Annotated in this window: 19 protein-coding genes; 14 read left to right on the top strand and 5 right to left on the bottom strand. The window is 66.4% G+C overall.

Annotated features, from left to right (window positions below; all coding sequences use genetic code 11):
* The first annotated feature begins 35 nt into the window (after nt 1-35).
* The 8 genes from folP to I6F12_RS04350 all read left to right on the top strand — a co-directional run bounded on the left by folP (nt 36) and on the right by I6F12_RS04350 (nt 7,483).
* The gene (folP, locus tag I6F12_RS04385; protein ID WP_036005987.1) at nt 36-896 is read left to right on the top strand and encodes a dihydropteroate synthase; all 861 of its coding nucleotides are present in this window, start codon (nt 36-38) and stop codon (nt 894-896) included.
* Entirely contained in the window at nt 893-1,261 is a 369-nt protein-coding gene (gene folB, locus I6F12_RS04380; RefSeq protein ID WP_036005989.1) for a dihydroneopterin aldolase, read from the top strand. Before folP ends, folB begins: the two co-directional genes overlap by 4 nt.
* 1 nt (nt 1,262) lies before the next feature.
* Complete coding sequence (gene folK / locus I6F12_RS04375; RefSeq protein WP_225155580.1) at nt 1,263-1,754, top strand: 2-amino-4-hydroxy-6-hydroxymethyldihydropteridine diphosphokinase; 492 nt, start codon at nt 1,263-1,265, stop codon at nt 1,752-1,754.
* Nucleotides 1,755-1,836: 82 nt separating this feature from the next.
* Nucleotides 1,837-3,708: a methylmalonyl-CoA mutase family protein gene (locus I6F12_RS04370; protein WP_225155579.1), complete on the top strand. Its 1,872-nt coding sequence runs from the start codon at nt 1,837-1,839 to the stop codon at nt 3,706-3,708.
* Nucleotides 3,705-4,169, top strand: a complete 465-nt coding sequence (locus tag I6F12_RS04365; RefSeq protein WP_057027174.1) for a GFA family protein — start codon at nt 3,705-3,707, stop codon at nt 4,167-4,169. Before I6F12_RS04370 ends, I6F12_RS04365 begins: the two co-directional genes overlap by 4 nt.
* Before the next feature lie 23 nt (nt 4,170-4,192).
* Nucleotides 4,193-6,349, top strand: a complete 2,157-nt coding sequence (scpA, locus tag I6F12_RS04360) for a methylmalonyl-CoA mutase (protein ID WP_036023153.1) — start codon at nt 4,193-4,195, stop codon at nt 6,347-6,349.
* A 35-nt stretch (nt 6,350-6,384) separates the two neighbouring features.
* Entirely contained in the window at nt 6,385-6,681 is a 297-nt protein-coding gene (locus I6F12_RS04355; protein ID WP_036006001.1) for a nucleotidyltransferase domain-containing protein, read from the top strand.
* 22 nt (nt 6,682-6,703) lie between these two features.
* On the top strand, nt 6,704-7,483 hold the full coding sequence (locus I6F12_RS04350) for an RsiV family protein (RefSeq protein ID WP_225155578.1): 780 nt from the start codon (nt 6,704-6,706) through the stop codon (nt 7,481-7,483).
* A 7-nt stretch (nt 7,484-7,490) separates the two neighbouring features.
* Here the strand turns inward: I6F12_RS04350 and I6F12_RS04345 are convergent, their stop codons facing one another.
* Nucleotides 7,491-7,970: an SRPBCC family protein gene (locus tag I6F12_RS04345; protein ID WP_225155577.1), complete on the bottom strand. Its 480-nt coding sequence runs from the start codon at nt 7,968-7,970 to the stop codon at nt 7,491-7,493.
* 217 nt (nt 7,971-8,187) lie between these two features.
* Between I6F12_RS04345 and I6F12_RS04340 the strand changes: the two genes are divergently transcribed.
* The 6 genes from I6F12_RS04340 to I6F12_RS04315 all read left to right on the top strand — a co-directional run bounded on the left by I6F12_RS04340 (nt 8,188) and on the right by I6F12_RS04315 (nt 14,591).
* Nucleotides 8,188-9,180 carry a tripartite tricarboxylate transporter substrate binding protein gene (locus I6F12_RS04340; RefSeq protein WP_225155576.1) on the top strand — a complete coding sequence of 331 codons (993 nt, stop codon included), beginning with the start codon at nt 8,188-8,190 and terminating at the stop codon, nt 9,178-9,180.
* Nucleotides 9,181-9,320: 140 nt separating this feature from the next.
* Nucleotides 9,321-9,812 carry a tripartite tricarboxylate transporter TctB family protein gene (locus I6F12_RS04335; RefSeq protein WP_225155575.1) on the top strand — a complete coding sequence of 164 codons (492 nt, stop codon included), beginning with the start codon at nt 9,321-9,323 and terminating at the stop codon, nt 9,810-9,812.
* Between the two features lie 3 nt (nt 9,813-9,815).
* A complete protein-coding gene (locus I6F12_RS04330) occupies nt 9,816-11,327 on the top strand; it encodes a tripartite tricarboxylate transporter permease (protein WP_036023147.1) in 1,512 nt (503 codons plus the stop codon).
* Between the two features lie 51 nt (nt 11,328-11,378).
* The gene (gene meaB, locus I6F12_RS04325; protein WP_225155574.1) at nt 11,379-12,368 is read left to right on the top strand and encodes a methylmalonyl Co-A mutase-associated GTPase MeaB; all 990 of its coding nucleotides are present in this window, start codon (nt 11,379-11,381) and stop codon (nt 12,366-12,368) included.
* On the top strand, nt 12,365-13,012 hold the full coding sequence (locus I6F12_RS04320; RefSeq protein WP_225155573.1) for a pyroglutamyl-peptidase I: 648 nt from the start codon (nt 12,365-12,367) through the stop codon (nt 13,010-13,012). The genes meaB and I6F12_RS04320 overlap by 4 nt, the downstream gene beginning before the upstream one ends.
* Before the next feature lie 208 nt (nt 13,013-13,220).
* Nucleotides 13,221-14,591, top strand: a complete 1,371-nt coding sequence (locus tag I6F12_RS04315) for a TIGR03808 family TAT-translocated repetitive protein (protein ID WP_225155572.1) — start codon at nt 13,221-13,223, stop codon at nt 14,589-14,591.
* Here the strand turns inward: I6F12_RS04315 and I6F12_RS04310 are convergent.
* The 4 genes from I6F12_RS04310 to I6F12_RS04295 form a co-directional block, all read right to left on the bottom strand.
* Complete coding sequence (locus tag I6F12_RS04310; protein ID WP_225127242.1) at nt 14,588-15,349, bottom strand: TIGR03809 family protein; 762 nt, start codon at nt 15,347-15,349, stop codon at nt 14,588-14,590. The two genes, I6F12_RS04315 and I6F12_RS04310, sit on opposite strands and share 4 nt — an antisense overlap.
* A 544-nt stretch (nt 15,350-15,893) precedes the next feature.
* A complete protein-coding gene (locus I6F12_RS04305) occupies nt 15,894-17,603 on the bottom strand; it encodes a S8 family serine peptidase (RefSeq protein WP_225155571.1) in 1,710 nt (569 codons plus the stop codon).
* A 16-nt stretch (nt 17,604-17,619) separates the two neighbouring features.
* Nucleotides 17,620-18,315, bottom strand: a complete 696-nt coding sequence (locus I6F12_RS04300; RefSeq protein WP_036006022.1) for a hypothetical protein — start codon at nt 18,313-18,315, stop codon at nt 17,620-17,622.
* A complete protein-coding gene (locus I6F12_RS04295) occupies nt 18,312-18,881 on the bottom strand; it encodes a sigma-70 family RNA polymerase sigma factor (RefSeq protein ID WP_036006024.1) in 570 nt (189 codons plus the stop codon). Before I6F12_RS04295 ends, I6F12_RS04300 begins: the two co-directional genes overlap by 4 nt.
* Nucleotides 18,882-19,153: the final 272 nt, after the last annotated feature.

Here is a 19,153-nt window from a genome sequence, read left to right as displayed (position 1 = left end):
TGACTCCCCCTGCCCGACAGCGCAATGCCACGCGCATGAATGCCTCGCCCTCCCCTTCCGTCCCGCCGGCCGGCTCGGCCGGGATCGGCGCACTGCGGACGCTCGTGGGCCGGCGGCTTCCTGCGGTGATGGGCGTGCTCAACATCACCCCGGATTCCTTCTCCGACGGCGGCGAGTTCATCGCGCCAGCGCGCGCGCTGGAGCGGGCGCGGGCGATGATCGCCGCCGGCGTCGACATCATCGATATCGGCGCCGAATCCACCCGGCCCTACAAGGGCGCCCGGCCAGTCACGGCGGCGGAAGAGCTCGCGCGGCTGAAGCCGGTGCTCTCGGACGTCGTGGCGCTCGGTGTGCCCGTCTCGATCGACAGCATGAAGGCGGAGGTGGTGGCCTTCGCGCTCGACCAGGGCGCGGGGATCGCCAACGACGTCTGGGGCCTGCAAAACGACACCGCCATGGCGCCGCTGATCGCCGCGAGGGGCGTGCCCGTCATCGTCATGCACAACCGCGACAGCGTCGATCCCGCCATCGACATCGTCGCTGATATCAAGACATTCTTCCTGCGCTCACTGGATCTTGCCGCAAAAGCCGGCATTGCGCGCGACAAGATCGTGCTCGATCCCGGGATCGGCTTCGGCAAGACGGCCGAGCAGAGCATGACCGCGCTGGCGCGCTTGCGCGAGCTCGACATGTTCGGCCTGCCGATCCTGGTCGGCGCCTCGCGCAAACGCTTCATCGCCTCTGTGTCGCCGTCGGAACCATCGGAGCGGCTCGCCGGCTCGATCGCCGCGCATCTGATCGCCGCGCAGCGCGGCGCCAAGATCATCCGGACCCACGACGTCGCCGAAACCCTGCAGGCCCTGCGGGTGGCGCAGGCCATCGAGAGCAAGCAATGACCGACACGATCTTCGTCACCGGCCTGTCGATCCATGCCCGCCACGGCGTGATGGATCACGAAACCGAGGTCGGCCAGCGTTTCGTCATCGATCTCGAGCTCTATACCGACCTGTCCGAGCCTGCGCGCAGCGACCGGCTCGCGGACACGGTGTCCTACGCCGATGTCGTGGCGACGACGACGGCGGCGTTCAAGAACACCAACTACAAACTCCTGGAGCGCGCGGCCGGCGCGGTGGCCGATGCCATCCTGTCGCACTTTCCGCGCATCCGCGCCGTGAAGGTCACCGTGCACAAGCCGCACGCGCCGATCGCCGCGATCTTCGACGATGTCGGCATCGTGCTGACGCGCTCGCGGCATCCCTAGCATGGCGAGCGTGCTGATCGCACTCGGCGGCAATGTCGGCGATGTCCGCGCGACGTTCAAGAAGGCGATCGCTCATATCTGCGGCATGGCACAGGCGGCGCTGATCGCGCGCTCGTCCGACTATACGACCCCGCCCTGGGGCGACGAGGACCAGGATCCCTTCATCAATGCCTGCATCGAGATCGAGACCAGCCTCGATCCGCATGCGCTATTGTTCGTGCTGCAGAAAGTCGAGCAGAAGTTCGGCCGCGCGCGAACCAAAGGGCGGCGCTGGGGCCCGCGCACGCTCGATCTCGACATGATCGCCTATGACGACGTCTCCTTGCAGAAGCCCGACCTGACGCTGCCGCATCCGCGCCTGTTCGAGCGCGCCTTCGTGCTGGTGCCGCTGGCCGAAATCGCACCTGACCGCGTGATCTCGGGCATTCGTGTGCGTGACGGGCTCGCCGGCGTCTCGACGCAAGGCATTGAGCGGCTTCCGGATACCGGTTAACCAAAAACAACCGTTTGCAGGAACGGTCCGCCGTGGCAATTTCGCCTGCGAATAACAAAACGTTTCGGGAGCCCCGCGCCGCATGACCTCCGTGACTGACGACCTGCCGCTGGCGGCGGATTTTCCCAAGGCCACGCCTGAGGACTGGCGCAAGCTGGTCGACGGCGTGCTGAAGGGCGCGCCGTTCGAGAAGCTGGTCGGCAAGACCTATGACGGCATCAAGATCGAACCGCTCTATCCGCGCGCGAAGGGCGTTGCGCCGGTGATGGGCCGGCCGCCGGCCGCACCGTGGCAGGTCGTGCAGCGGATCGACCATCCCGATGCGGGGATCGCGAATGCGCAGGCACTGCAGGATCTGGAGAACGGTGCGACCGGGCTCGCGCTGGTGTTCGCCGGCGCCAATGGCGCGCGCGGTTTCGGCCTGGAACCGTCGGCCGAGGCGGTGGCAAAGATCCTGAAAGACATTCACCTCGACGCCGGCATCGGCATCGAGCTCGAGATCGGACCGCAATCGCGGATGGCCGCGATCCATGTCGCGGAATATGTGAAGAGCAACGGCCTCGATCCCGGCACCTGCAACATCCGCTTCGGGCTCGATCCGCTCGCGGCGGGCGCGGTGTGGGGCCACAGCCCCTATACCTGGGACGAAATTGCTCCCGCGATTACGGGCGCCATCAAGGGCCTCGCCGGGCTCGGCTTCAAGGGGCCGTTCGCCTCCGCCGACGGCCGCGTGGTCCATGATGCCGGCGGCTCGGAGGTGCAGGAGCTCGCTTTCGTGCTCGCCTGCGGCGTCGCTTACCTGCGCGCGATCGAAGGCGCGGGCATTCCGCTGGAAGCCGCGCAGGACATGGTCTATGCGCGGCTCGCCGCCGATGCCGACCAATTCCTGACCATGGCCAAGTTCCGCGCCCTGCGGCTGCTATGGGCGCGCATCGAGACCGCTTGCGGACTGACGCCGAAACCGCTGTTCATCGCGGCCGATACCGCCTGGCGCATGCTGACGCAACGCGATCCCTACGTGAACATGCTGCGCGCGACGATGGCGGCGTTCGCCGCGGGACTGGCCGGTGCCAACGCCATCAACGTGCTGCCGCATACGCTGGCGCTCGGCCTGCCCGATCCGTTCGCGCGGCGCGTGGCGCGCAACACGCAGCTTCTGCTGCTGGAAGAATGCAACCTCGCCAAGGTCAGCGATCCCGCGGCGGGGGCTGGCGGCATCGAGACGCTGACGGCGCAGCTGTGCGATGCCGCGTGGGCCCTGTTCCAGGAGAGCGAGAGCGCCGGTGGCGCGTTCGCGGCGCTTCAGCAGGGTGTGTTCCAAAGCAAGGTCGCGGCCACGCGCAAGGCGCGCGAGGCCAATATCGCGAAGCGCCGGGACATACTGACCGGCGCCAGCGAGTTTCCGAACCTGCACGAGAGCGAAGCCACTGTCCTGAAGGCAGCGCCGATCGCGCTTCCGCCCTACGGCGGAGAGACCTACAAGTTCGAGGCGCTGCCTCCGATCCGTCTCGCGGAACCGTTCGAGGCTCTGCGCGACAAATCCGACGCGAGTTTGAAGGCTCGGGGCGCACGGCCAAAGGTGTTCCTGGCCAATCTCGGCACGCCCGCCGATTTCACCGCGCGCGCGACGTTCGCGAAGAGCTTCTTCGAGGCGGGCGGCATTGAGGCCACAGGCAGCGAGGGCTTTGCCGATCCGGCCAAGCTGGCTGCGGCCTTCAAGGCCTCCGGCGCCGAGCTGGCCTGTCTGTGTTCCAGCGACAAGGTCTATGCGGAACACGCCGAAGCCGCGGCAAAGGCCCTGCAATTGGCCGGCGGACGACATATCTACCTGGCGGGCCGGCCGGCCGAGGCCGAGGCGGCGCTGCGAGCCGCCGGCGTCACGGGCTTTGTCTTCGCCGGAGGCGATGCGCTTGCGGCACTGCAGGACGCCTACCGACGGATGGAACAGCGATGACCGACACCAGCAAACCCGTTCTCACCGGCGGCTGCCAATGCGGCGCCGTGCGATTTGCGGTCATGACGGCGCCGACCAGGATTTCGATCTGCCACTGCCGGATGTGCCAGAAGGCGAGCGGCGCGCCGTTCGCCTCTTTGGCCGACATCAACAAGACCGATTTCGCCTGGACCAAGGGCAAGCCGTCGTTCTTCCGCTCCTCCTCGATCGCCGATCGCGGCTATTGCGCCGCCTGCGGCACGCCGCTGAGCTTCGGCCGCATCGACGGCGATCGCATCGAGATCATGACCGGTACCTTCGATCGCCCTGACCGGGTCGTGCCGACGCGGCAGTTCGGCATCGAATCCCGCCTCGGCTGGGTGGTCGGCATCGCCAATCTGCCGAGCCAGACCACGCAACAGAACTACGGACCGGAGAAGATGGCGACCATCGTCAGCCATCAGCATCCGGATCATGATTGAGCGCTTATGAAATGGTTGAAGCCATGAGCCGCATTCCGAATTTCGCCGACGTCGCCTTCGAGCGGACCGCAACCGCCGCGCCCACTGGCAGCGCCGAGCCGTGGTTGACACCGGAGGGCATCCTGGTGAAGCCCGCTTATGGCGAGGCTGATCTGGCCGGGCTCGATTTCCTCGAGACCTATCCGGGCATCGCGCCGTATCTGCGCGGCCCCTACCCGACCATGTATGTCAACCAGCCCTGGACGGTCAGGCAATATGCCGGCTTCTCCACGGCCGAGGATTCCAACGCGTTCTACCGGCGCAATCTCGCGGCGGGGCAAAAGGGCCTCTCGGTCGCATTCGATCTTGCCACCCATCGCGGCTATGACTCGGATCATCCGCGCGTCGGCGGCGATGTCGGCATGGCCGGCGTTGCCATCGATTCCATCTACGACATGCGCACGCTGTTTGCAGGGATTCCGCTCGACCAGATGAGCGTGTCCATGACCATGAACGGCGCGGTGCTGCCAATCCTCGCGCTCTATGTCGCCGCCGCCGAGGAACAGGGCGTGCCGCCGGAGAAGCTGTCGGGCACCATTCAGAACGACATTCTGAAAGAGTTCATGGTGCGCAACACCTACATCTATCCGCCGGCGCCCTCGATGCGGATCATCTCGGACATCTTCGCCTACACCTCTCAAAAGATGCCGAAGTACAATTCGATCTCGATCTCCGGCTATCACATGCAGGAGGCCGGTGCGACGCAGGATCTCGAGCTCGCCTATACGCTGGCTGACGGCGTCGAATATTTGCGCGCCGGCCTTGCCGCGGGGCTCGACGTCGACCGCTTCGCGCCGCGGCTGTCGTTCTTCTGGGCGATCGGCATGAACTTCTTCATGGAGGTTGCCAAGCTGCGCGCGGCGCGCCTGCTTTGGGCGAAGCTGCTCAAGCCATTCAACCCGAAAGACTCGCGCTCGCTGTCGCTGCGCACGCACAGCCAGACCTCCGGCTGGTCGCTGACCGCGCAGGACGTCTTCAACAACGTGATGCGCACCACGGTCGAGGCGATGGCGGCCACCCAAGGCCACACCCAATCGCTCCACACCAACGCGCTCGACGAAGCGCTGGCGCTGCCGACCGATTTCTCGGCGCGCATCGCCCGCAACACCCAGCTGTTCCTGCAGCAGGAGAGCGGCACCACCCGCATCATCGATCCCTGGGGCGGCTCGTATTATGTGGAGCGGCTTACGCGCGACCTCGCCGCCAAGGCCTGGGGCCATATCCAGGAGATCGAGGAGCTCGGCGGCATGGCGAAGGCGATCGAGGCCGGCGTGCCGAAGCTGCGCATCGAGGAGGCCTCAGCCAAAACGCAGGCGCGGATCGACGCCGGCAAGCAGGCGGTGATCGGCGTCAACAAGTACAAGCCGACCGACGAGGACAAAATCGAGATCCTGAAGGTCGACAACACCAATGTGCGCCGGCTTCAGATCGACAAGCTCAAGCGACTGAAAGCCGAGCGCAACCAGCAGGAGGTCGATGCCGCCCTCGCCGCGCTGACGCGCTCGGCCGGCGAAGGCAACGGCAATCTGCTGGCGCTCGCGATCGATGCGGCCCGCGCCAAGGCGACCGTTGGCGAGATCTCTGACGCAATGGAGAAAGTGTTCGGCCGGCATCGCGCCGAGATCAAATCCATCACCGGCGTCTATAAGCGGGAGGCGTCCAGCATGGGCACCCAGGTCGAAAAGGTTCAGGCGCTGATCGACGCCTTCGAGGAGGCCGAGGGCCGCCGCCCGCGCATCCTGGTCGCCAAGATCGGCCAGGACGGCCATGACCGCGGCCAGAAGGTGATCGCCTCGGCGTTCGCCGATATCGGCTTCGACGTCGACATCGGGCCGCTGTTTGCCACCGCCGACGAAGCCGCGCGGCAGGCGGTCGAGAATGACGTGCACATTCTCGGCGTCTCCTCGCTGGCCGCCGCCCATCTGACCGCTGTGCCGGAGCTGAAAGCCGCACTGAAGAAGCAGGGCCGCGACGACATCATGATCATCGTCGGCGGCGTGGTGCCGCCGCAGGATTACGATGCGCTCTATGCCGCCGGCGCCGAGGCGATCTTCCCGCCCGGCACGGTGATCGCGGACGCCGCCGAGGAGCTGATCCGCAAGCTGAACGCCCGGCTGGGGCATAGCGAGGCGGCGGAGTAGATGATAGACTGGCCGTGTGACGGCCAGGTGTGTCCATGACGCGTGACGAAATCGTCGCTGCGATACGCAAGAACGCGGATGCCATCAGAGGCAAGGGCGTAGCAAAGCTTGCCATCTTCGGCTCGCGAGCCGGCAACGATTATCGGCCTGATAGCGATATCGACGTGCTCGTCGAGATTGAGCCGGGCACCTCGTTTTCCCTGCTCAACTTGATCGATGTCGAGCACATCATCGAGGATGCGACCGGCTTGCAAGCACAGGCAACTGTTCGCCGCTCCATCTCTCCCCGCTTTGCGGAGCGGATCGCAGACGATATTGTCGAAATATTCTGACGCTCACGCAGGAGCACTAACCTTGAAGTTCATCGCCGGTTTGAGCGTCGCCCTGGCGCTGAGCGCAACATGTGCGTTTTCCGCCCACGCCGCCGATCCCAAACCCGATGCGATCGTCAAGACCAAGAGCATCGAAGCGCGCGTCTTCCTCGGCGACAGGATCAAGGCGGATGCGGCGCTGGCGGCGGACTGCCTCGCGGAGGGCAAGACGTGGCTCGACAAGAATGCCGCGGAAGCCGCTGCCGCGCGCAAAGCGGACCCGCAGTTCTTCAAGGAGGGCGGCTGGGAGTTCGAGCGCAAATATGAAATCCGCTCCGTGGTTGCCGACCGCTATGTCAGCGTCCTGCGCAACGACTACATGAACACACGCGGCGCCCATCCTAATTCGGACGTGAACACGATCCTGTGGGACAAGGCCGCCAACAAGCGCATCTCGATCCGTCCATTCTTCACCGAGACCGCCGATGGCGGCCCCACCATGAAGGCGATGGTGAAGGCCATCATCGCTTCGCTGACGGACGAGAAGAAGAAGCGCGGCGCCGGAGAGACCGCGACCGACGAGTGGTTCAAGTCCGTGGAGCCGCGCCTCCTCAAGATCGGCGCGGTGACGCTCGCGCCCTCCACCGAGGCCGGCAGGAGTTCCGGCCTCAACTTCCACTATCCGCCCTATGCCGTCGGCCCCTACGCTGAGGGCGAGTATGTCGCCTTCGTGCCGTGGGAGACGCTGAAGCCTTACCTCACATCGGAGGGCGCCCGCATCTTCGGCGGCGCGCGGCCCAAGGGCGACGCGGACGAGCCGTGAGCTGAGGCTAACGGGATCGCAAACGGGTCCGGGCCAATGTCCGCGCGAGGGAATCCGTCCAATCGGGAATCCAGGAGGCAAACAGCGCTTTCCAGCGCTCGGCGTCCGCAGGTTCAGTTTCGAGCGCAACCGACCATTCGATGAAGGTGCGGTCGCCTTCGATGATCGGCCGCAGATGCATGGTGCCTTGGTATCGCGTCGGCGCCGGACTCGGGCTACCGTCGTCTTGCGGATAGGGTATCGCTTCGAGACCGGCATAGGTCAGGCTGTGCTGCAGGTCCGAGTGATCGACCAGGCGCTGGCGGATCCAGTTTCCGAGATAGCAGAAGCGCCTGACGGCGCCGACTTCATCGCCGCGCCTGTTGTCTTCGATCTCGCTCTCGCTCACGCCGTCGATATAAGCGGGGTAGTTGTTGAAATCGCGGATCAGGGACCAGACGTCGTCGAGCGGGTGGTCCAGCACGGCGCTGTAATAGGCTTGGGTCATCGGTGGCTTGCCTTTGGTTTCGTTGCGCGCACAGGTTGGCTAGGCGCGCGGACAAAACCCACCCGATTTCCGACCGCCCATTCGACGGGCCGTCTGCTTTCACACAACATGGCGATTCCAGTTGGTAGCGCTACCTTGCGGCGGCGACGTAAAGCCGACTAGAATGCCGGAGTTGACAAGAGCGCCTGACATCACGGGCGCCGCTGGGAGGCATTCAATGTCCAAGATTTCGCGCCGCAGCTTTGCGGCTTCCACCGCCGCTCTCGCGGCCTCCGCCGCTTTCGGCTTCAAGCCCGCGCTCGCACAAGCCTATCCGGCGCGGCCCGTCACCGTGATCGTGCCCTGGGGCGCCGGCGGCGGCACCGATGCCACCGCGCGCATCGTCGCAGCGCTGCTGGAGAAAGACCTCGGCCAGCCCTTCAACGTGGTCAACCGCACCGGCGGCTCCGGCGTGGTCGGCCATAGCGCGATCGCGACCGCGCAGCCCGACGGCTACACCATCGGCATGCTGACCGTCGAAATCTCAATGATGCACTGGCAGGGCCTCACCGACCTGACGCCGAAGAGCTACACGCCGCTGGCGCTGATGAACGAGGATCCGCCCGGCATCCAGGTCTCCTCCTCCTCGCCCTACAAGACGGTCAAGGAGCTCGCCGACGCGATCAAGGCGGCGCCTCCGGGGAAGTTCAAGGCCTCCGGCACCGGCCAGGGCGGCATCTGGCATCTCGCGCTCGTCGGCTGGATGCAGGCGATGGGCCTGCCCGCCAACCAGGTCGCCTGGGTGCCGTCGAACGGCGCGGCACCCGCAATGCAGGATCTCGCGGCCGGCGGTGTCGATCTCACCACCTGCTCGGTGCCGGAAGCGCGCGCCATCATCGAGGCCGGCAAGGCCAGGAGCCTTGCCATCATGGCGCCCGCGCGCAATCCGGTGTTCAAGGACGTGCCGACGCTGAAGGAGGCCATGGGCATCGACTACGCAACCGGCGCCTGGCGCGGCATTGCCGGGCCGAAAAATCTGCCGCCGGAGATCGCAACCAAGCTCACGGCGGCGCTGAAGAAGGTCTACGACTCCGCCGAGTTCAAGGACTTCATGAGCAATCGCGGCTTCGGCACCGTGTGGGGCGATGCGGCCCATTTCGCGGGCTTCATGGACAAGGGCGACGCCCAGATGGGCCAGGCGATGAAGGCCGCGGGCCTGAGCAAGGCGTGATCCGCACCTGCGACGCCGTGATCGGGGTGCGAGGAACTCTCCGCGAGTCCATCTCTCACCTCCCCCGCGGAGACTTCCCCTCACCCCAACCCTCTCCCCGCAAGCGGGGAGAGGGAGCGCACCTCCTGTAGGACTCCCCTATGCGTCTTCCCGACTCCGTCACGGGATCGTTTCTCGTCGCGCTCGGCGCGGCTGCCGCCTACGGCGGCTACATTCTGCCGCCGGTGCCGGGGCAGCCGGTCGGCCCCAATGTATTTCCGCTGGTGATCGGCTGCGGCCTTGCACTGTGCGGGCTCGCGATCGTGTTCGGCATCGGGCGCTCCTTCGAGGAGGAGGAAGAGCTGGTCCCGTTCGAGGACGGCCAGGCGGCTGCTCCGCCACCGCAGGGCAAGCTCTACGGCCTGCGCGCGCTGCTGCCGCCGGCGCTGCTGCTGTTCTACGTTCTTGCCGCCGACCGGCTCGGATTCGTCATCACCGCGGCGATCATGGTCTACGTGACCTCGACCGCGCTCGGGGCGAAATGGAAGCTGGCGCTGCCGCTCGCGATGCTCTCGCCGTTCGCCATTCATCTCATCTTCGGCAAGCTGCTCCGCGTGCCGCTGCCGGTTGGCCTGCTGCCGACGCCCTGGTGATCGATGTTGAAGACCCTGATTGATGCGTTCGCGCTGATCTCCACCTGGGAGGTCATCATCTCCATGTTCGCAGCCTCCGTGTACGGGCTGGTGATCGGCTCGCTGCCGGGCCTGTCGGCGACGATGGCGACCGCCCTGCTCGTCCCCGTCACCTTCTATCTGTCACCGATCGCGGCGATCGCGACCATCGTCGCGGCCTCCTCGATGGCGATCTTCTCCGGCGACATTCCCGGCGCGCTGCTGCGTATTCCGGGCACGCCCGCATCCGCGGCTTACGCGGATGAAGCCTACGCCATGACGCGCAAGGGCCAGGCCGAGCTCGCGCTAGGGGCCGGCGTCTGGTTCTCCGCGGTCGGCGGCATCGCCGGCGTGCTGTCGCTGATGATCCTGGCGCCGCCGCTGGCCGAAATCGCGCTGTCGTTCTCGACCTTCGAATATTTCTGGTTGGCGCTGCTCGGCCTGATGTGCGCCACCTTGGTGGCGCGTTCCTCGCCCGTCAAGGCGATCGCCGGCATGTTCATCGGCCTGCTCGTCGCCTGCATCGGCATCGAGAATCCCGGCGGCATCCCGCGCTTCACCTTCGGCCTGACCGATCTGTTCGGCGGCATCGAGCCGATCCCGGCCCTCGTCGGCGTGTTCGCGGTGGCGCAGGTGATGCGCGCGATGCTGACGCCCGAGCCGCCGCCGCTGCCGCGGCGCAAATTCGGAAGCATCATGGCCGGCCAGTGGAAGCTGACCAAGCTCTATCGCTGGCAGATGACGCGCGGGAACATCGTCGGCATCATCATCGGCGTGCTGCCCGGCGCCGGCGCCGACATGGCCGCCTGGGTCTCCTATGCGATGTCGAAGCGCTTCTCCAAGGAACCGGAAAAGTTCGGCACCGGCCATGTCGAGGGCCTGGTCGAGGCCGGCGCCAGCAACAATGCCAGCATCGCCTCCGGCTGGGTGCCTTCGCTGCTGTTCGGCATCCCCGGCGACACCATCGCCGCGATCGCGATCGGCGTGCTCTACATGAAGGGCCTCAATCCCGGCCCGACGCTGTTCACCGAGAAGGCGTCGAGCATGTACGCGATCTACCTGATGTTCATCATCGCGAATATCCTGATGATCCCGCTCGGCATCGCGATGATCCGCGTCGCCACCTACATCCTGCTGGCACCGCGCTCGGCGATCATGCCGATCATCATGCTGTGCTGCGCGGTTGGCTCGTTCGCGATCGGCAACAACATGTTCGGCGTCGTTACCGTCGCCGCCTTCGGCGTGATCGGCTATGTCATGGAGACGAACGGCTATCCCGTCGCCGCCATGGTGCTCGGCATCGTCATGGGCACCATGGTGGAGCAGGCCTTCGTCACCTCGCTGATCAAGTCGGACGGCAGCATCTTGCCGTTCTTCGAGCGTCCGGTCGCGGCCATCCTCGCCGCGATGGCGATCGGCGCGCTGCTCTGGCCGGTCATGGTGTGGATCTGGCGCAAGGTGAAACAGCCGCAGACCGCCGCGGCAACGACCCGGTGATATCGGGCGGGCGGCCCTCGCCTGACCCGCCCGGGCGTTGTAAAGCAGGGCATGACTGAGAAGAAGGCCTCGCTCGACATCAAGACCCTCGCCAAGGAGCTTCGCGCCGGCAGTCGTGCGGCCCTCGCCCGGGCGATCACGCTGGTGGAGAGCCGGCGCGCCGACCATCAGGCGCTGGCGCGGGAGCTGGTGCAGATGCTGCTGCCCGAGACCGGCAAGGCATATCGCGTCGGCATCACCGGCTCGCCCGGCGTCGGCAAATCCACCACGATCGATGCGTTGGGTACGTATCTCATCGAGCAGGGCCACAAGGTCGCGGTGCTCGCGGTCGATCCGTCCTCGGCGCGCAGCGGCGGCTCGATTCTCGGTGACAAAACGCGGATGGCGCGGCTGTCAGCTTCCGATGCAGCCTTCATCCGTCCCTCGCCGTCCTCGGGCACGCTCGGCGGTGTCGCGGCGAAGACGCGCGAGGCGATGCTGCTGTGCGAGGCCGCCGGCTTCGGCGTCGTGCTGGTGGAAACGGTCGGCATCGGCCAGTCCGAGACCGCCGTCTGCGACATGACCGACTTCTTCCTTGCCCTGATGCTGCCGGGCGGCGGCGACGAGCTGCAGGGCATCAAAAAGGGCCTGGTCGAGCTCGCCGACATGATCGCGATCAACAAGGCCGACGGCGACAATTTGAAGCGCGCCAAGATCACCGCGGCCGATTATCGCGGCGCGCTGCATATCTTGGCGCCGCGGTCCGAGCATTGGCATCCGCCGGTCGAGACCTATTCGGCGCTGACCGGCGACGGCATCGCAAAGATCTGGCAGAAGGTTCTGGATCACCGCAAGGCGATGAACGCCTCCGGCGATTTCGCCGCGCGGCGGCGCGAGCAGCAGGTGAAGTGGATGTGGTCGATGCTGGAGCAGCGCATGCTGGCACGGCTGCGCAGCGAGGCCTCGGTGCGGACCAAGGTTCGCAAGATCGAGGCCGAGGTCGCCGATGGCCATCTCACGCCGGCGCTCGCCGCCGAGCAGATGCTGGAGTTGCTGCAATGAGCGACAAGCTCCGCATTCTTCTCACCGGCTTCGGCCCGTTTCCCGGCGCGCCCCATAATCCGACCCAGCCGCTGGTGGCGCGGCTGGCGCAATTGCGCCGGCCCGCGCTCGACGATGTCGTGCTCTCGAGCCACATCTTCCCGGTCACTTATGCCGCGGTCGACTGCCAATTGCCCGACGTGCTCGCTAGGCAAAAGCCCGACGCGCTGCTGATGTTCGGCCTCGCCGCCCGCACGCCTTATCTGCGCATCGAGACGCGGGCGCGCAACGCCGTCACCATGCTCTGGCCCGACGCCGCCAACACCCGCTCGACCAAGCGCGGCATCGCCGGCCATGCCGACGCGATGACGTTCGGCCCGCACACCGCAAGGCTGCTGCGCGCCGCGCGACTCACCGGCATCGACGCGCGTCCCTCGCGCGACGCCGGCGCCTATCTCTGCAACTACTTAAGCTGGCGCGCGATCGAGCGCGTGAAGGCTGGCGGACCCAGGCTTGCGGCGTTCATCCACATTCCCCTGCTCGCGCGCAGCGGCGGTGCGCGCCGCAAGGGCGCAGCCGGCATCACGCTGGAAGAACTGGTGGATGCGGGGGAAGCGATGCTGATGGAGATGGTGCAGTTGGCGCGCAAGGCGCGCGCTTCGTAGGGTGGATTAGCGAAGCGTAATCCACCTCATCTCCATCAACGGTTCCGTACTCGCGGTGACATGGTGGGTTACGCCTACGGCTAACCCACCCTACGGCACCGTCCTTTGCGTAAACATTTAACCCTACCGCGAACAATCCTCACGGTCCTCGCCCTGCTGCGCTACGAAACCGCTGCGGACACCTCCCGCGTCCGCCGGAGGACGCGTCATGAACCTCAATCGCCGTCATCTCATCGGGGCTTCGACCGCGGGCATTGCCGGTGCGCTGGCCATGCCGGCCGATGCCGCGCGCGCCGCGCCGCTGACGTCGCTGCTCGGCCGCGATGCTACGCAATATGGTGTGCGGCCCGGCAGCAGCGAGGACCAGACCCGCGCGCTGCAGCGTGCCATCGACGAGGCCGCGCGGGCGCAATTGCCACTCGCCTTACCACCCGGCGTGTACCGGACCGGTCTGTTGCGGCTGCCGAACGGCGCGCAGCTGATCGGCGTGCGCGGCGCGACCAAGCTCGTCTTCACCGGCGGCGCCTCGGCGATCCAGAGCGACGGCTCCGATGCGATCGGCCTCACCGGCATCACCTTCGACGGCGGCGGCATCCCGCTGCCGACACGGCGCGGCCTGATCCACGCCCTCGGCGGGCGCGACGTGCGCATCAGCGAATGCGCTATCACGAGCTCGGGCGGCAGCGGCATCTGGCTCGAGCAGGTCGCGGGCGACATCTCCGGCAATATCTTCACCGACATCGCGGTGACAGCGGTCGTGTCGTTCGACGCCAGGGGCCTCAGCGTCTGCCGCAACACGATTCTCGGCACCAACGACAACGGGATCGAGATCCTGCGCACCGCGATCGGCGATGACGGCACGCTGGTCGCCGACAACCGCATCGAGAACATCAAGGCCGGCCCCGGCGGCTCGGGCCAGTTCGGCAATGCCATCAACGCCTTTCGCGCCAGCAACGTGATCGTGCGCGGCAACCGTATCAGGAATTGCGACTATTCGGCGGTGCGCGGCAACTCGGCCTCGAACATCCACATCAGTGGCAACAGCGTCAGCGACGTGCGCGAGGTCGCGCTCTATTCCGAGTTCGCGTTCGAGGCCGCGGTGATCGCCAACAACATCGTGGACGGCGCGGCCGTCGGCGTCTCGGTCTGCAATTTCAACGAGGGCGGCCGCATCGCGGTGGTCCAGGGCAACATCATCCGCAACCTGATCCCGAAGCGGCCGATCGGCACCGCGCCCGACGATGATGCCGGCGTCGGCATCTACATCGAGGCGGATTCTTCGGTGACCGGCAACGTGATCGAGAACGCGCCGTCCTACGGCATCGTCGCCGGCTGGGGCAGATATCTGCGCGACGTCGCGATCACGGGCAACGTGATCCGTAAGGCGCTGGCCGGCGTCGGCGTCTCCGTCGTGCCGGGCGCCGGCACCGCGCTGGTCAACAACAACATGATCTCCGAGACGCCGCGCGGCGCCGTGGTCGGCCTCGATCACGCCCGCGCGGTGACGTCGGATCTATCGGCCGAAGGCGCACAACGTTTTGCGCAGCTGGTGGTCGGCGGCAATGCGGTGCGGCGCTAGAACGCGTTCCGCAGCAGCGGGTACTTCGCTTCCAGGCCGTCGAGGCTGAAAGTGAATTCGACGACGCGCTCGGGGGCGGCGACGATTTCCTCGGCGGGCGGGGCGAACTGCGGCAGGAGCGCCGCCATCGCTGCGGGCGCGGTCTTCGGCGGCTTCGCGGCAGGCACGGGCGGCCTCACTTCCGGCGCGGCGAATGGCGCGGTGGCGGCCGGCTCCGCGAGCGGCGATCTCACGGCAGGCGCAGTGAACGGTGCCTTCGCAGCGGGTGCCCTCAGCGGTGGCATCTCGGCAGGCGCGGTGAACGACGGCCAAGCTACGGGCATAGCAAGCGGCGCGATCGAGGCTTCGGTGATCTCCGCGAGCACGTCGGGTTTCGGATCGAGCCTCACCGGCATGACGGTCTCGGGAGCGATGTGAACGGCCTTGGGCTGCATCGTTTGCGCCTGCTGCTCGCGCGGCGCCATGCGAGGCATCGTCGCCGGCGACCAACCGAATGCCGGCGTCACGCTCGCAGCCGCCTCGGCGACATCCGCGCCCGTCGCAAGGGCGCGCCAAGTCTGGACGGCGCGCTTGGCTTCCTGGATGTTTTCGAGGAAGGCGATCTCGGAATGATAGCGGCGCCAGCGGCCGGTCTCGAACATCTCGGAGAGATGTTGCAGGCGCTGCTCGGCGAGAGCGCACCAGCGCGCCGCGATTTGGCGGCTGCCGGCCGCGTCGCGAACGAACTCTTCGCGAGCAAATTCTTGGCGATGTGTCATGAACCAGCCCGTCAGGAGAAAACACGGACGCGGGGACGCAACGCACACGAATCAATTTAGACGCGACATGAATATTTTGTGGAAAAGTTTTGACTTGTCCAGCAACGACGCGGCATTCGTCGTCAAACACCGTAGTCGTGCGGTGATTTTCCGTGTTTTCGAGTCAAGCTTCGCACAAGCATGACGGAGTTGCGGCGGGACTCGCTCGCGACGGCGACCGAGGCCACGGCGACCTTCAACTGCAAGCTGAACGGATGCGAAGCTTCGAAAAATCGGACGCCAGAATCTTGTCTTGACGCGTTTTCTTCACGCGAACCGGCACCCGCTTCGCTCGAAAACGCTCTGAAAAGAAGAGACCCGTCCGGGGGGACAACCGGACGGGTCGAGCCATATGGGCGCTTGGGGTGGATGGGCGCTCGCGCCTGATATGACTGATGGGGAGGGATGACCGCTCCCACATCAGTTGGTCGGGGCAGCGGGCTGAACGTTCAATCCGGGGTTCGCTTTTTTGACGCCGTCGCGTCGCGCAGATTTGTCGCGACCGCTATCGCGCCGCCGGCCTATCTGCCTGAGAAACCGCGGATTTATCCTCCGCGCTCGACAACGAAGGCTGCTCGATCGCGCGTATGCCCGGCTCGTCGCGACGCTTCGGAGCATCTTCACGTTTTGTTGTACCGGAGGCAGCAGCGACCGGCGTCGCGCTGTCGGCAGGAACAGCCATGACGGCGGCAAACGCGTCGGCCTGGCCGTCGCCGAAGAGGTCGTCGCGCCCGGGAGAGCCGAGGTCGCGTGCGGTCTTCACCAGCGTCATGCGCAGCGCTTCCGGCTTGAGTGCGTGGTTGCGCTCGAGCAGCAGCGCAGCGACGCCTGAGACATAGGCGGCCGAGAATGAGGTTCCCGACGTCACCTGGTATTTGCCATCCGGTGCCGGCAGGAAGATGTCGACGCCGGGGGCCGCGACGGCGATGTAGTTGCCGCGGTTGGAGGCGGAGAACAGCCTGTCCTGCCGATCCGTCGCGCTGACCGCAATCACGTTGGGGTTGGCCGCCGGATAGAGCGGCGGCGATTTCGCCCCGGCATTGCCGGCGGCGGCGATCAGAATGAGACCACGCGCGGCCGTCGCCGCGATCGCGCGCTCGATCACCGCGTCCTTCGGACCGGCAAAGCTCATGTTGACGATCTGCGCGCCGTGCTCGGCGGCGTAATTCAGGGAACGCAGGATGATATAGGACGAGCTCTCCGCACCGCCATTGGCACCGCCGAAGGCGCGGATGGCGATGATACGGGCCTCGGGGGCGCTTCCCATCAGACGGGCATGGGCCGCGATCGCCCCGGCGATGCCGGTGCCATGGACGTGCGGCCCTTCGGCACTGCCGAGCGCGTCGAAATTGTCGGCGACGGAATTGGCGAGCTCGGGATGCCGGGCGTCGATGCCGGAATCGATTACCGCGATCGTGACGTTGGCCCCGTGCGCCAACGTATGCGCCTGCGGCAGGCGCAGCTTTGCCAGCGCGTATTGCGCAGGATCGCCCTCGGTGGCGGCCGACGATTTCTGGTCCTGGAGCACGTAGCGGAAGTTCGGCTGCAGCGAGCGCACGCTGCCGTCGGCCGCGAATTCGCGCCGCACGGTCTCATAGGGCCGGCCGTCGGCGATGCGGAACAGGCCGAACGTGGCTCCGATCAGCGGGAAATTCTCGGAAGCGAGGCGGGTCAGGCCGTGGCGACGCGCCAGCTCGTCGGCCTCGGCGGTCGACAGCGCGCCGTCGATCTCGGCGACGAATTCGCCTGCGAAGCTGCGCGAGGTCGCAGCGACCGGCGCGTTGTTGCCGCGCCCTTTGCCGGCGCTCTTCTTGCCGGATTTTCCGGTGCCCTCGCCGCCCGCGTTCGGCTGCGCCAGACATTCGCCGTCGGCACCGCGATGGGCCGCGGTGCAGGCCGGATAGAGGTTCGGCGAGTAACGCGCATGGGGCAGCACCGGCGTCGTCGGCCGGATGCGCGGCGTCGTGGGAATGGTTGCCATCGTCCGCGGGCCGCGGCCAACGCTCACCGCGCGCGCAGCGATGTTCGGGCTGACCCGCGGGGTGATGTTTGGAGAGACGGTCGGCGTGCGCGAGGGAACGCTGATCGTCGGCGTGCGCATGATCGCCTGCGCCTGCGCAAGCTCCACGCCGAAACAGAAGGCGACCAGAAGCGCAACGCCGACGGATGAAGCGCGGGCCCCAGTGCGCACCCTGCTCTCGGATTTGCCCGTCATCGGCTCGGCGGCGCGCCTAGGGCGCCGCGACGGCGAGGTTGACGAACTTCTCGCGCTGCATCCTGCCGAGCAGCGAAGCGAGCTCGTCCTGGCTCATCGCCTTGTCGAACTGGAGGCGGAACATGCCGCCCTTGGCATCGCCGATGATCGAAGCCTGGTAGCTGTCGAGCAGCGCGGTGATGTCGGCGACGCGCGCCTCAGGGGTGAAGCGCACCAGCGCGCGCGCCGGCGCGGCGGCGCTACCAAGCTCGCGCGTGATCGGTGCGCTGGTCGAGAGCGAAGCGGTTTGGAAGGTCGCCGGCTGGTTCTTCATCAGCACGGCGCCGATGATGCCGGCCTGCAGCACGAGCGCGACGGCACCGAGGCTCGCCGACCACGCCAGCGTGCGCGGCGACAAGCTCGCGAAGAAGGTCGAGATACGCGCCGACAGCGGCAGCGAGCCGCTCGCCCTCGCCGGCTCGGCATCGATCGCGGCGAACAGCTTCTGCATCGCGCGCGCCGACGGAGCGCCCAGGCTCTCGTTCAGATGAATGGTCTCTTCGTACTCGCCGCGGATCGCCGCATATTGCTTCGCCAGGTCCGGATCGCGCGCCAGCGCTTCCTCGACACGGCGCGCATCGCGCGCGTTCAGCGTGCCGGCAGCGTGCCAGGGCAGCAGCAGTTCAATTTCACTGGGCTCTTGCTCCAGCATCTTCTTGCTCAAAGCCATCATGGCCAGCCTCGCTCGACGCCGGCTGCCTTCAGCAGTTCGGCCAGTTTCTTGCGCGCATAGAACAAGCGCGTCTTCACAGTGTTCTCTGGTATCCCGACGATTTCGGCCACCTCTTCCACGGACTTCTCGTGGTAGTAGACGAGATCGACGATTTCCCGATGATCCGGCGAGAGGCCCGTCAGACACTCCCGCAACGCCTCACTGGTATCCTTCTTCTGCACCACCGTTTCCGGATCGTCGGACGTATCCTCGATCGCGTTGGCGGCGTCTTCGTCCAGCTCGAAATCCTTCCTGCGCCGGAGCGCAGACAGGGCCTTGAATCGGGTGATTGCCAGCAGCCAGGTGGAAACGGCAGATCGGCCCTCGAATTTGCCCGCTTGACGCCAGACGTCGAGAAACACCTCGCTGATGAGGTCTTCCGCCGCCTGCTCGTCCCGCACGAGCCTCAGCCCGAACCGGTAAACCCTGACATGGTGCCGCCCGTACAGCACCTGCATGGCGAGCCGGTCACCTTGAGCGATCCTGGCGATCAGGATCTCGTCTGAAGCCGCCTGTGTCGCGCTCAATGGCCGTCTCGCAAGGTTGGTCGGGTCGATGCGGTGGCCGGTTCGATGTGGGGGGCAAAATTGTTGAACCTACCGCAGTCATACGGGGGCTTGTGTGAGCTACCCCACATCCGGGCATTTTTCTTGTCCCACCCGTGGTGGTCAGCGTCGCTCATCCGAATCGGTACCATAATACTGCGATATTCCCTGCGGAATGCCTGCCCGGACATAGGCAGCCCGGCCTCATCCGGTTCCATAGCAGCCCCGCACCACCTTTGTCGCGCCAAGCCTCG

The sequence above is a fragment of the Bradyrhizobium sp. IC4059 genome, from assembly GCF_020193615.1.
GTDB lineage: Bacteria > Pseudomonadota > Alphaproteobacteria > Rhizobiales > Xanthobacteraceae > Bradyrhizobium > Bradyrhizobium yuanmingense.
This window is presented reverse-complemented; position numbering and strand designations above follow the sequence as displayed.